Below are 12977 nucleotides of genomic sequence, written 5' to 3' on the forward strand. Positions count from 1 at the left end.
TCGTGACAACGATCACCCCGGACCCCGGGAACCGCTCCTCGGCGCAGGGCCCGCCCCCGCCCTCGCTTCGCCCCGGCGGGGGTGCGCCCGGTACGCTCACCGCCGTGCCAACCGCTGATCAGTCCCAAACCACCCAGAAGGGCGTTCCTGTGACATATCCGGGGCCGCCGCGACCGGTTCACGTCTCCGCCACACATCTCGGAGAACTGGCCGATCAACTGGGCGCCGAGAAGCCGGGAAGCGACGCGGAGGTCACGGGCATCACCCATGACTCCCGCGCGGTGCGCCCCGGTGACGTGTACGCCGCCCTGCCCGGCGCGCGTCTGCACGGCGCCGACTTCGTGACCCAGGCGGCCGGACTCGGTGCCGTCGCCGTCCTCACCGACCCGACCGGCGCCGAGCGCGCCGCGGCCACCGGTCTGCCGGTCCTCGTCGTCGACGACCCGCGCGGATCGATGGGTGAGCTGGCGGCCACCATCTACGGCCACCCGGGGCGCGATCTCCTGCAGATCGGCATCACGGGCACCTCCGGCAAGACCACGACCGCCTACCTGGTCGAGGGCGGCCTCAAGACCGTCCGCTCCACCGGGCTCATCGGCACGGTCGAGATGCGCATCGGCGACGAGCGCATCAAGTCGGAGCGCACCACCCCCGAAGCCACCGACCTCCAGGCCCTGTTCGCCGTCATGCGCGAGCGCGGGGTCGACTCGGTCGCGATGGAGGTCTCCAGCCACGCGCTGGTCCTCGGCCGCGTCGACGGCTGCGTCTTCGACATCGCCGTCTTCAACAACCTGAGCCCGGAACACATGGAGTTCCACTCCGGCATGGAGGACTACTTCCAGGCCAAGGCTCAACTGTTCACACCGGAGCGCAGCAGGCTCGGTGTGGTCAACCTCGACGACGAGTACGGCCGCCGGCTCACCGTGGAGGCCGGTGTCCCCGTCGTCACCTTCTCCGCCGAGGGCCACCCGGACGCCGACTGGCGCGCCGAGGACGTCGAAGTCGGCCCGATGGACTCGACGTTCACCGCGGTCGGCCCCAAGGGCGAGCGGATCACCGCGCGCTCGCCGCTCGCCGGCCCGTTCAACGTGGCGAACACCCTCGCCGCGATCGTCGCCCTCGCCGTCGCGGGGATCGACCCGCAGACCGCCGCGGACGGCGTCGCCGCCGTCCCGGGCGTCCCGGGCCGTCTGGAGCGGATCGACGAGGGCCAGCCGTACCTCGCCGTCGTCGACTACGCCCACAAGACGGATGCCGTCGAGTCGGTCCTGCGCGCCCTGCGCAAGGTGACCGAGGGCGAGCTGCACGTGGTGCTCGGCTGCGGCGGCGACCGGGACAGGACCAAGCGGATGCCGATGGGCGCGGCCGTGGCCCGGCTCGCCGACACCGCCGTCCTCACCTCCGACAACCCCCGCTCCGAGGACCCGCTGGCCATCCTCGCCACGATGCTCGCGGGCGCCGCCGAGGTGCCGGCGCACGAGCGCGGCGAGGTCCAGGTGTTCGAGGACCGGGCCGCCGCCATCGCCGCGGCCGTCGCGCGAGCAAAGCCGGGCGACACCGTGCTGATCGCCGGCAAGGGACACGAGCAGGGCCAGGACATCGCCGGGGTGGTGCGTCCCTTCGACGACCGCCAGGTGCTTCGCGAAGCTATCCAGCAGACCCAGGGATGAACTTGTGATCGCCCTCTCCCTCGCCGAGATCGCAGCTGTCGTCGGCGGGCAGACGTACGACATACCGGATCCGGCGGTACAGGTCACCGGACCGGTCGTCAGGGACTCCCGTGAAGTGGAGCCCGGCAGCCTCTTCGTCGCCTTCGTCGGCGAACGCGCGGACGGCCACGACTTCGCCGAGGCGGTGGTCGGAGCCGGCGCGGTCGCCCTCCTGGCGTCCCGCCCCGTCGGCGTGCCCGCCATCGTGGTCGACGACGTGCAGGCCGCTCTCGGCGCCCTCGCCCGCCATGTGGTGGAGCGCCTCGGCGCGACCCTCGTCGCCCTCACCGGCTCCGCGGGCAAGACCAGCACCAAGGACCTCATCGCACAGGTGCTGCGGACCAAGGCGCCGACCGTCTTCACGCCCGGCTCCCTCAACAACGAGATCGGACTGCCCCTCACGGCGCTCAGCGCCACCGAGGAGACCCGGTTCCTCGTCCTGGAGATGGGCGCCCGCGGCATCGGGCACATCCGCTACCTCACCGGACTCACCCCGCCGAAGATCGGTCTCGTCCTCAACGTCGGCACCGCCCACATCGGGGAGTTCGGCGGCCGCGAACAGATCGCGCAAGCAAAGGGCGAGATGGTCGAGGGCCTTCCCGAGGAAGGCGCCGCGATCCTCAACGCGGACGATCCCCTCGTCCGCGCGATGGCCTCCCGCACGAAAGCGCGCGTGATCCTCTTCGGAGAGTCCGACGAAGCGGACGTACGGGCCGAGAACGTCCGCCTCACGGAGAACGGACAGCCCGCCTTCAGCCTTCGCACACCCTCCGGGTGCAGTGATGTGACCATGCGCCTGTACGGTGAGCACCACGTGTCGAACGCGCTCGCCGCGGCCGCCGTCGCCCATGAGCTGGGCATGTCCGCAGACGAGATCGCCCGTGCGCTCTCCGAGGCGGGCTCCCTCTCCCGCTGGCGGATGGAGGTCACCGAGCGTCCGGACGGCGTGACGGTCGTCAACGACGCCTACAACGCGAACCCCGAGTCCATGCGAGCCGCCCTGCGCGCGCTCGCGTCGATGGGCAAGGGGAGGCGGACCTGGGCGGTGCTCGGTCAGATGGCCGAGCTCGGGGACGAGGCGCTCGCCGAGCACGACGCGGTCGGACGGCTTGCCGTCCGGCTCAATGTCGGCAAGCTCGTCGCGGTCGGGGGCAGGGAAGCGTCCTGGCTGCAACTGGGCGCATATAACGAGGGTTCGTGGGGTGAGGAGTCGGTGCACGTGTCCGACGCACAGGCGGCTGTCGACCTGTTGCGCAGCGAGCTGCGCCCGGGAGACGTCGTACTCGTGAAGGCGTCCAGGTCCGTCGGGCTGGAACGGGTGGCGCTGGCGCTGCTCTCCGACGGTGCCGAGGGTGAGGTTTCCGCCCGATGATGAAGCAGATCCTGTTCGCGGGAGTCATTGGCCTGTTCCTGACTCTGGTCGGCACTCCGCTGCTGATCAAGCTGCTGGCCCGCAAGGGCTACGGCCAGTACATCCGCGACGACGGCCCGCGCGAGCACGCCAGCAAGCGCGGTACGCCGACCATGGGTGGTATCGCCTTCATCCTCGCGACGATCATCGCGTACTTCCTGTCGAAGGTGATCACGGGTTACACGCCCACGTTCTCCGGCCTGCTGGTGCTCGGCCTGATGGCGGGCATGGGCCTGGTCGGGTTCCTGGACGACTACATCAAGATCATCAAGCGGCGTTCGCTGGGCCTGCGGGCCAAGGCGAAGATGGCCGGACAGCTGATCGTCGGCATCAGCTTCGCGGTGCTGGCCCTGATGTTCGCCGACAACCGCGGCAACACCCCGGCCTCCACGAAGCTCTCCTTCGTCCAGGACTTCGGCTGGTCCATCGGCCCGGTGCTGTTCGTGGTCTGGGCCCTGTTCATGATTCTCGCCATGTCGAACGGCGTGAACCTGACGGACGGTCTGGACGGTCTCGCCACCGGCGCCGCGACGATGGTCTTCGGTGCCTACACCTTCATCGGCGTCTGGCAGTTCCAGGAGTCCTGCGCCAACGCGGCGACCCTGACCAACCCGGGCGCCTGCTACGAGGTACGCGATCCACTCGACCTCGCGGTCGTCGCCTCCGCCCTCATGGGCGCCTGCTTCGGCTTCCTGTGGTGGAACACCTCGCCCGCCAAGATCTTCATGGGCGACACCGGTTCACTGGCCCTCGGCGGCGCGCTCGCCGGTCTCGCGATCTGCTCCCGCACGGAGATCCTGGTCGCCCTGCTCGGCGGCCTCTTCGTCCTCATCACCATGTCGGTGGTCATCCAGGTCGGCTCCTTCAAGCTGACCGGGAAGCGCGTCTTCCGCATGGCCCCACTGCAACACCACTTCGAACTGAAGGGGTGGTCCGAAGTCCTTGTCGTGGTCCGCTTCTGGATCATCCAGGGCATGTGCGTGATCGTCGGACTCGGCCTCTTCTACGCAGGATGGGCAGCCAAGAAGTGACCAACTGGCAGGGCAGGAACGTCACCGTCGCCGGCCTCGGCGTCTCGGGCATCCCGGCGGCCAAGGTCCTGCACGGCCTCGGCGCGGTCGTCACCGTCGTCAACGACGGCGACGACGAACGGGCCCGGGCGCAGGCCGCGGAGCTGGAGGCGCTCGGCGTCGCCGTGCGCCTCGGTGACGGCGCGACCCTGCCCGAGGGCACCGACCTCGTCGTGACGGCCCCCGGCTGGCAGCCCGGCAAGCCGCTGTTCGCCGCCGCCGAAGCGGCGGGCGTCCCCGTCTGGGGCGACGTCGAACTGGCCTGGCGGCTGAGGGACCTGGACGGCCGGGAGCCCGCTCCCTGGCTCGCCGTCACCGGCACCAACGGCAAGACCACCACCGTCCAGATGCTCGCCTCCATCCTGAAGGCGGCGGGCCTGCGCACGGCCGCGGTCGGCAACATCGGCGTCTCCCTGCTCGACGCGGTCCTCGGCGAGGAGAAGTACGACGTCCTCGCCGTCGAACTCTCCAGCTACCAGCTGCACTGGGCACCCTCGCTGCGCGCCCACTCCGCCGTGGTGCTCAACCTCGCGCCGGACCACCTCGACTGGCACGGCTCCATGGAGGCGTACGCCGCCGACAAGGGCCGCGTGTACGAGGGCAATCGGGTCGCCTGCGTCTACAACGTGGCCGACAAGGCCACCGAGGACCTGGTGCGCGAGGCGGACGTCGAGGAGGGCTGCCGGGCGATCGGCTTCACCCTCGGCGCGCCCGGGCCCTCCCAACTCGGCGTCGTCGACGGCATCCTGGTCGACCGCGCCTTCGTCGAGAACCGGCAGAAGAACGCGCAGGAGCTGGCCGAGGTCTCCGACGTCCGGCCGCCCGCCCCGCACAACATCGCCAACGCCCTTGCCGCGGCGGCCCTGGCACGCGCCTACGGGGTACCCGCCCGGGCCGTACGGGACGGGCTGCGGGACTTCACCCCCGACGCCCACCGCATCGCGCACATCGCCGACGTGGACGAGGTCGCCTACGTCGACGACTCCAAGGCGACCAACACGCATGCCGCGGAAGCCTCCTTGGCGGCCTACGAGTCGATCGTGTGGATCGCCGGCGGGCTCGCCAAGGGCGCGACCTTCGACGAGCTGGTCGCCAGGTCGGCGAAGCGGCTCCGCGGCGCCGTCCTGATCGGGGCGGACCGCGCGCTGATCCGCGAAGCCCTGGCGCGACACGCCCCGGAAGTACCCGTCGTCGACCTCGACCGGACCGACACTGGGGCGATGCTCGCGGCTGTCCAGGAGGCCAAGGGGCTCGCCGAGCCCGGGGACACGGTGCTGCTCGCGCCGGCCTGCGCGTCCATGGACATGTTCGCCAACTACAACAAGCGCGGTGACGCGTTCGCGGAGGCGGTTCGCGAACTCGGCGCCTGACCCGGCCGGCTCGCCGGGCGAACCTGGGAGGGACGGACGCGTGACATCGCTGTGGCCCGGAGACGCCGATGCCGACTAGCCGTACCGGACGACCTCCCGTGCAGCGGGCGGCCCGGCGCCCCGCCCTCGCCCGCACCCCCCACGACAACCCTGCGGGCCGGTTCGTCACCCGCGCCCGCAGGGCCTGGGACCGGCCCCTGACGGCCTACTACCTGATCCTCGGCGGCAGCCTGCTGATCACCGTGCTGGGCCTCGTGATGGTCTACTCGGCCTCGCAGATCACCGCGCTCCAGCTGTCGTTGCCCGGCTCGTACTTCTTCCGCAAGCAGTTCCTGGCCGCCGTGATCGGCGGGGTGCTCATGCTGGTCGCCTCGCGGATGCCGGTGAAGCTGCACCGGGCCCTCGCCTACCCGATGCTGGCGGGCGCCGTCTTCCTGATGGCCCTGGTCCAGGTACCCGGGATAGGGGTCGAGATCAACGGCAACCAGAACTGGATCTCCCTCGGCGGCTCCTTCCAGATCCAGCCCAGCGAGTTCGGCAAGCTCGCGCTCGTCCTGTGGGGCGCCGACCTGCTCGCCCGCAAACAGGACAAGCGGCTGCTGACCCAGTGGAAGCACATGCTGGTGCCGCTCGTCCCCGCCGCCTTCATGCTGCTCGGCCTGATCATGCTCGGCGGCGACATGGGCACGGCGATCATCCTCACGGCCATCCTGTTCGGCCTGCTGTGGCTGGCCGGAGCCCCCACGCGGCTGTTCGTCGGTGTGCTCTCCGTCGCACTCGCCATCGGCTTCATCCTCATCAAGACGAGCCCCAACCGCATGTCCCGGCTGGCGTGCATCGGCGCCACCGAACCGGGCCCGCACGACACCTGCTGGCAGGCCGTGCACGGCATCTACGCCCTCGCCTCCGGCGGGTTCTTCGGCTCCGGCCTCGGAGCCAGTGTGGAGAAATGGGGCCAACTGCCCGAAGCGCACACCGACTTCATCTTCGCCATCACCGGGGAGGAACTGGGCCTCGCGGGGACGCTGTCGGTCCTCGCCCTCTTCGCGGCTCTAGGCTATGCGGGTATCCGCGTGGCCGGACGCACGGAGGACCCCTTCGTGAGGTATGCCGCGGGAGGCGTGACCACCTGGATCACGGCGCAGGCCGTGATCAACGTCGGTGCGGTGCTCGGTCTGCTGCCGATCGCCGGTGTCCCGCTCCCGCTGTTCTCCTACGGGGGTTCCGCCCTGCTGCCGACCATGTTCGCCGTCGGGCTCCTGATCGCCTTCGCGCGTGACGACCCCGCCGCGCGGGCGGCCCTCGCCATGCGGCAACCCCGCTTTGGCAGAAAGCGTGCTGCGGTGAGAGGCTCCGCGGGGGCCGCGGGGCCTCGGAGATGGAACACGATGCGACGGCGTGCCTCGGCGGCGCGTTCGTCCGGAGAGCGGTGAATTTCGGTGCATGTCGTACTCGCCGGCGGGGGGACCGCCGGCCACATCGAGCCCGCGCTCGCCCTCGCGGATGCCCTGCGGAGGCAGGACCCGACCGTGGGGATCACGGCCCTGGGCACGGAACGCGGACTTGAGACCCGACTCGTACCCGAGCGCGGCTACGAACTCGCGCTCATTCCCGCCGTACCGCTGCCGCGCAAGCCCACCCCCGAACTGATCACGGTGCCCGGACGGCTGCGCGGCACGATCAAGGCCGTCGAGCAGATCATGGAGCGGACCAAGGCGGACGCGGTCGTCGGCTTCGGCGGCTACGTGGCCCTGCCCGGCTACCTGGCGGCCAAGCGCCTCGGCGTGCCGATCATCATCCACGAGGCCAACGCGCGCCCCGGCCTGGCCAACAAGATCGGCTCGCGGTACGCGGCCCAGGTCGCCGTCTCCACGCCCGACAGCAAGCTCCGCGGCGCCAGGTACATCGGCATCCCGCTGCGCCGCTCCATCGCCACCCTCGACCGTGCCGCGGTACGGCCCGAGGCGCGCGCCGCGTTCGGGCTCGACCCGAACCTGCCGACGCTCCTCGTGTCGGGCGGCTCGCAGGGCGCCCGCCGCCTCAACGAGGTGGTGCAGCAGGCCGCTCCGTACCTCCAGCAGGCCGGAATCCAGATCCTGCACGCGGTCGGCCCGAAGAACGAACTGCCGCAGGTGCACCAGATGCCGGGGATGCCCCCGTACATCCCGGTACCGTACGTGGACCGGATGGATCTCGCGTACGCCGCGGCCGACATGATGCTCTGCCGCGCGGGCGCGATGACCGTCGCCGAACTCTCCGCCGTCGGGCTTCCCGCCGCCTACGTCCCGCTGCCCATCGGCAACGGCGAACAGCGGCTGAACGCCCAGCCGGTGGTCAAGGCCGGCGGCGGACTGCTGGTCGACGACGCGGAACTGACCCCGCAGTGGGTGCAGCAGAACGTGCTGCCCGTGCTCGCCGACCCGCACCGGCTGTACGAGATGTCCCGCGCCGCCAGCGAGTTCGGCCGCCGGGACGCCGACGACCTGCTCGTCGGCATGGTGTACGAGGCGATCGCCTCGCGCCACCGCTAGGACCGCATGAGGGAAGGCAGGGAGCGTGGCCGGACCGACGACCGCCGAGCGCGGTGAACGGCAGAAGCTGGAATCCGGCCCGCCCCGGCCGCCCTTCCTCGGGCGGCTCCGCCGCCCTCATAGGCTCATCATCCTTATCCTCGCGCTGGTGTTGGCCGGTGCCGCGACGCTGTGGGTTCTGTACGGTTCGCCCTGGTTGCGGCTGGAGCACGTATCGGCCTCCGGCACAAAGGTCCTGACACCCGGGCAGGTGCGGAACGCGGCCGACCTCCCGGTCGGATCCCCGCTGATCTCCGTCGACACGGGCGCGATCGAGGCGCGGTTGCGCCGGAAACTGCCACGGATCGACTCCGTCGACGTCGTCCGGTCCTGGCCGCACGGAATCAGCCTGAACGTCACCGAGCGGGCCCCGGTCCTGCTGATCGAAAAAGGGCCAAACTTCATCGAAGTGGACGACGAGGGCGTGCGATTCGCCACCGTCCCCGACGCCCCGAAGAACGTGCCCTCGCTGGAATTGGCCGTGTCCCGCCCCGAGTCGCTGCGCCGTTTCCCCGCGGACCGGCTGGTGCGCGCGGCGGTCCGGATCGCCGGGGACATTCCGCCCTCCGTCGCCCGGGACACCCGCGCGGTCAAGGTCCGTTCCTACGACTCCGTGTCGCTGGAGTTGAAGGACGGCAGGACCGTGGAGTGGGGCAGCGGCGAGAAGGGCCGCGCGAAGGCCAGAACACTCACCGCTCTCATGAAAGCCGCTCCGAAGGCCCGGCACTTCGACGTGAGTGCTCCCACCGCCCCTGCCTCGTCGGGGAGTTGACGCACATCTGTGCAGGCCAGCACCCTGGTTGGGCAGTGACATGCCTGATCACATAGGGTGAAAAGAAAAACGGGAGGTTCGGCGTGTTCGTTGAACGTGCGCCACTTGTCGACTTAGTGTCCTGTTCGGAAGAGTCCAAGGAACAGACACACTGGTAACCCTAAACTTCAGCGTTAGGGTTCGGGTCGGCGTTCGGACCGTCCCATTCGGCATCAGTCGTCGGATCGCGAACACCGCGAGGCGACGACACGTAACTCGAGGCGAGAGGCCTTCGACGTGGCAGCACCGCAGAACTACCTCGCAGTCATCAAAGTCATCGGTGTCGGCGGCGGTGGTGTCAATGCCATCAACCGGATGATCGAGGTCGGTCTCAAGGGCGTCGAGTTCATCGCCATCAACACCGACGCACAGGCGCTGTTGATGAGCGACGCCGACGTCAAGCTCGACGTCGGCCGGGAACTCACGCGCGGCCTCGGGGCCGGAGCCAACCCGGCAGTCGGCCGCAAGGCCGCCGAGGATCACCGCGAGGAGATCGAGGAGGTCCTCAAGGGGGCCGACATGGTCTTCGTGACAGCCGGTGAAGGCGGTGGCACGGGCACCGGCGGCGCTCCGGTGGTGGCGAACATCGCCCGCTCGCTGGGCGCCCTCACCATCGGCGTGGTCACCCGCCCGTTCACCTTCGAGGGCCGGCGCCGCGCCAACCAGGCGGAGGACGGCATCGCCGAGCTCCGCGAAGAGGTCGACACCCTCATCGTCATCCCGAACGACCGGCTGCTGTCCATCTCGGACCGCCAGGTCTCGGTCCTCGACGCCTTCAAGTCGGCGGACCAGGTCCTGCTCTCCGGTGTTCAGGGCATCACCGACCTCATCACCACCCCCGGCCTGATCAACCTCGACTTCGCCGACGTCAAGTCCGTGATGTCCGAGGCGGGTTCGGCCCTCATGGGCATCGGCTCGGCCCGCGGGGACGACCGCGCGGTGGCCGCCGCGGAGATGGCGATCTCCTCGCCGCTCCTCGAGGCCTCCATCGACGGCGCCCGTGGCGTCCTGCTCTCCATCTCCGGTGGCTCCGACCTCGGCCTGTTCGAGATCAACGAGGCCGCCCAGCTGGTGAGCGAGGCCGCGCACCCCGAGGCCAACATCATCTTCGGCGCGGTCATCGACGACGCCCTCGGCGACGAGGTGCGGGTCACCGTCATCGCCGCCGGCTTCGACGGCGGCCAGCCGCCGGCCAAGCGGGACAACGTCCTCGGTTCGACCTCGGCCCGACGTGAGGAGCCCGCCCCGGCGCGCGCCGCCGAGAGCCGCCCGTCCTTCGGGTCGCTCGGCAGCGTCACCCCGAAGGAGGCCGCCCCGGAGCCCGCTCCGGAGCCGGTCAACGAACTCCCCGTCTCCCCGCCGGTCCCGCCGTCCCGTTCCTACTCGGACAGCGCGGCCGAGGAACTGGACGTGCCGGACTTCCTGAAGTGATAGGACAGCGCTCCGCAACGAGCGATGCGAGCGGCGCCCACTTCGCCTTCACCGACCGGTGGGGCGGGGTGAGCGCCGTTCCGTTCGAGGAGCTCAACCTCGGCGGAGCGGTCGGCGACGACCCCGGGGCGGTACGCGCCAACCGGGACCTGGCCGCCAAGGCGCTCGGGCTCGACCCGGCCGGGGTCGTCTGGATGAACCAGGTGCACGGTGCGGACGTCGCGGTGGTCGAGGGACCGTGGGACTCCGCGGACATCCCGTCCGTCGACGCCCTCGTCACGACGCGGCGGGGACTGGCACTCGCCGTCCTCACCGCCGACTGCACCCCCGTTCTGCTGGCCGACCCGGTCGCCGGGGTGGCGGCCGCCGCTCACGCGGGCCGGCCGGGCATGGTCGCCGGCGTGGTCCCCGCCGCCGTGCGGGCCATGGTGGAACTCGGTGCCGATCCGGCCCGGATCACCGCCCGCACCGGCCCCGCGGTCTGCGGCCGGTGCTACGAAGTACCGGACGCGATGCGCGCCGAGGTCGCCGCCGTCGAACCGGCGGCGTACTCCGAGACGAGCTGGGGAACTCCCGCGGTCGACGTGACCGCCGGGGTGCACGCACAGTTGGAACGGCTCGGCGTGCGCGACCGGGAGCAGTCGCCGGTCTGCACGATCGAGTCGGGGGACCACTTCTCGTACCGACGGGACCGCACCACCGGGCGGCTCGCGGGCTATGTCTGGCTGGACTGATGGGGCATGACGGACCGTAAGGCTCAACTCGCCGAAAACCTGGCGAAAGTGGAAGACCGCATCGCGACGGCGTGTACGGCGGCCGGTCGTAAGCGGGAAGAGGTGACCCTCATCGTGGTCACCAAGACGTATCCGGCGAGCGATGTGCGGATTCTCTCGGAACTCGGTGTGCGGCACGTCGCCGAGAACCGGGACCAGGACGCGGCGCCCAAGGCGGCGGAATGCGCCGATCTGCCGCTCACCTGGCATTTCGTCGGGCAGCTGCAGACCAACAAGGTGCGTTCCGTGGTCGGTTACGCGGATCTCGTGCAGTCCGTCGACCGTGCCCGGCTCGTCACGGCCCTCTCGAAGGAGGCGGTGCGGACCGAGCGTCGGATCGGATGCCTGATCCAGGTGGCGCTGGACGCGCAGGAGAGCGGTCGCGGCGAACGCGGAGGCGTGGGAACCGGCGGGATCGAGGAGTTGGGCGAACTCGTCGCCGGGGCTCCCGGGCTCCGGCTCGACGGACTGATGACCGTCGCCCCGCTCACCGGTGAGTACGCGGGCCGGCAACAGGCGGCGTTCGAGCGGCTGATGGATTTGTCGACTGTCCTGCGCCGCGCGCATCCGGCTGCGAACATGGTCTCGGCAGGGATGAGCTCGGACCTCGAACAGGCCGTGGCAGCCGGAGCGACACATGTACGCGTCGGTACTGCGGTACTCGGAGTCCGACCCAGGCTCGGGTAACGTCGCCAAGAAGTCGGACCACAGCAGAAAATATGGTCATTTCCGCCGCAGGCGGGCATAACGACCTCGTGGATCGCAGGCACTTGGCAGTTCGTCAGCCGATCCACCACAGAGCGGAGGACTCAGAGCAATGGCCGGCGCGATGCGCAAGATGGCGGTCTACCTCGGCCTCGTGGAGGACGATGGGTACGACGGCAGGGGATTCGACCCCGACGACGACTTCGAGCCCGAGCTCGACCCGGAGCCCGAGCGGGACCGGCGACGGCACGAGCCGCCCCACCAGTCACATCAGGCGCACCAGTCCCAACGGGACGAATCGGTACGAGTGGTACAGCCCTCGGCTCCGCGCGATCCGGTGCCCCATTCCGCTTCGCTGGCCGCGGAGTCCGGGCGTCCGGCACGGATCGCCCCCGTGGCATCCATCACACAAGAACGTCAGCCCCTGGAGAAGAACGCCCCGGTGATCATGCCCAAGGTCGTGTCGGAACGAGAGCCTTACCGGATCACCACGCTGCACCCCCGGACCTACAACGAGGCCCGTACCATCGGGGAACACTTCCGTGAAGGCACCCCGGTGATCATGAATCTCACCGAGATGGATGACACGGATGCGAAGCGACTTGTCGACTTTGCGGCCGGTTTGGTGTTTGGTCTCCACGGCAGCATCGAGCGGGTGACGCAGAAGGTGTTCCTGTTGTCGCCTGCTAACGTCGATGTCACGGCGGAGGACAAGGCCCGCATCGCAGAGGGCGGGTTCTTCAACCAGAGCTGAGACGCGGGACCGGAACACCGCAGGGAAAACAGGGGAGAGGGAAGCACGGGATCATGAGCGTGGTCGGGCAGGTTCTCTACATCGCGCTGATGTGCTTCCTCATCGTGCTGATTTTCCGGTTGGTCATGGACTACGTCTTCCAGTTCGCCCGCTCATGGCAACCCGGCAAGGCGATGGTGGTCGTTCTGGAGGCCACCTACACTGTCACCGATCCACCGCTCAAGCTTCTGCGGCGGTTCATTCCGCCGCTGCGTCTCGGGGGCGTGGCGCTTGACCTGTCCTTCTTCGTACTGATGATCATCGTCTACATCCTGATCTCCGTCGTGAGCCGGCTGTGAACGATACGGTCTTGCCGAATGCCGACGACTACGTT

The 12977-nt window shown here is 69.8% G+C and carries 12 protein-coding genes; all 12 read left to right on the plus strand.

The features are described 5' to 3' along the window. Positions 1-2 precede the first annotated feature (2 nt). Complete coding sequence (locus OG406_RS28895; protein WP_329188544.1) at positions 3-1670, plus strand: UDP-N-acetylmuramoyl-L-alanyl-D-glutamate--2,6-diaminopimelate ligase; 1668 nt, start codon at positions 3-5, stop codon at positions 1668-1670. Positions 1671-1674: 4 nt separating this feature from the next. After that, positions 1675-3081 carry a UDP-N-acetylmuramoyl-tripeptide--D-alanyl-D-alanine ligase gene (locus OG406_RS28900; protein WP_267050554.1) on the plus strand — a complete coding sequence of 469 codons (1407 nt, stop codon included), beginning with the start codon at positions 1675-1677 and terminating at the stop codon, positions 3079-3081. Then, entirely contained in the window at positions 3078-4151 is a 1074-nt protein-coding gene (gene mraY, locus OG406_RS28905) for a phospho-N-acetylmuramoyl-pentapeptide-transferase (protein WP_081216736.1), read from the plus strand. The genes OG406_RS28900 and mraY overlap by 4 nt, the downstream gene beginning before the upstream one ends. After that, positions 4133-5560: a UDP-N-acetylmuramoyl-L-alanine--D-glutamate ligase gene (gene murD, locus OG406_RS28910; protein ID WP_267050553.1), complete on the plus strand. Its 1428-nt coding sequence runs from the start codon at positions 4133-4135 to the stop codon at positions 5558-5560. Before mraY ends, murD begins: the two co-directional genes overlap by 19 nt. Positions 5561-5628: 68 nt before the next feature. Further along, a complete protein-coding gene (ftsW, locus tag OG406_RS28915; RefSeq protein ID WP_081216734.1) occupies positions 5629-6993 on the plus strand; it encodes a putative lipid II flippase FtsW in 1365 nt (454 codons plus the stop codon). A 6-nt stretch (positions 6994-6999) separates the two neighbouring features. Beyond that, positions 7000-8091 (plus strand): undecaprenyldiphospho-muramoylpentapeptide beta-N-acetylglucosaminyltransferase, encoded by a 1092-nt coding sequence (gene murG / locus OG406_RS28920; protein WP_081216733.1) that lies wholly within the window; start codon positions 7000-7002, stop codon positions 8089-8091. A 25-nt stretch (positions 8092-8116) separates the two neighbouring features. After that, a complete protein-coding gene (locus tag OG406_RS28925) occupies positions 8117-8902 on the plus strand; it encodes a cell division protein FtsQ/DivIB (protein WP_329188546.1) in 786 nt (261 codons plus the stop codon). A 276-nt stretch (positions 8903-9178) separates the two neighbouring features. Next, positions 9179-10372, plus strand: coding sequence for a cell division protein FtsZ (gene ftsZ / locus OG406_RS28930; protein WP_329188548.1), 1194 nt, complete (start codon positions 9179-9181; stop codon positions 10370-10372). Then, a complete protein-coding gene (pgeF, locus tag OG406_RS28935) occupies positions 10369-11106 on the plus strand; it encodes a peptidoglycan editing factor PgeF (RefSeq protein ID WP_329188550.1) in 738 nt (245 codons plus the stop codon). Before ftsZ ends, pgeF begins: the two co-directional genes overlap by 4 nt. 6 nt (positions 11107-11112) lie before the next feature. Further along, the gene (locus tag OG406_RS28940; protein WP_164375675.1) at positions 11113-11832 is read left to right on the plus strand and encodes a YggS family pyridoxal phosphate-dependent enzyme; all 720 of its coding nucleotides are present in this window, start codon (positions 11113-11115) and stop codon (positions 11830-11832) included. A 130-nt stretch (positions 11833-11962) separates the two neighbouring features. Further along, positions 11963-12604, plus strand: a complete 642-nt coding sequence (locus tag OG406_RS28945; protein WP_081216727.1) for a cell division protein SepF — start codon at positions 11963-11965, stop codon at positions 12602-12604. Positions 12605-12657: 53 nt separating this feature from the next. After that, on the plus strand, positions 12658-12942 hold the full coding sequence (locus OG406_RS28950) for a YggT family protein (RefSeq protein ID WP_028803186.1): 285 nt from the start codon (positions 12658-12660) through the stop codon (positions 12940-12942). The last annotated feature ends 35 nt before the right edge of the window (positions 12943-12977 follow it).

Source organism: Streptomyces sp. NBC_01428 (assembly GCF_036231965.1).
Classification (GTDB): domain Bacteria; phylum Actinomycetota; class Actinomycetes; order Streptomycetales; family Streptomycetaceae; genus Streptomyces.

Coding starts and splice junctions, on each gene's coding strand:
- murD (WP_267050553.1), top strand. CDS start 4,133: ATGGGCAGCCAAGAAGTGACCAACTGGCAGGGCAGGAACGTCACCGTC.
- OG406_RS28945 (WP_081216727.1), top strand. CDS start 11,963: ATGGCCGGCGCGATGCGCAAGATGGCGGTCTACCTCGGCCTCGTGGAG.
- OG406_RS28950 (WP_028803186.1), top strand. CDS start 12,658: ATGAGCGTGGTCGGGCAGGTTCTCTACATCGCGCTGATGTGCTTCCTC.
- OG406_RS28940 (WP_164375675.1), top strand. CDS start 11,113: ATGACGGACCGTAAGGCTCAACTCGCCGAAAACCTGGCGAAAGTGGAA.
- mraY (WP_081216736.1), top strand. CDS start 3,078: ATGATGAAGCAGATCCTGTTCGCGGGAGTCATTGGCCTGTTCCTGACT.
- ftsW (WP_081216734.1), top strand. CDS start 5,629: ATGCCGACTAGCCGTACCGGACGACCTCCCGTGCAGCGGGCGGCCCGG.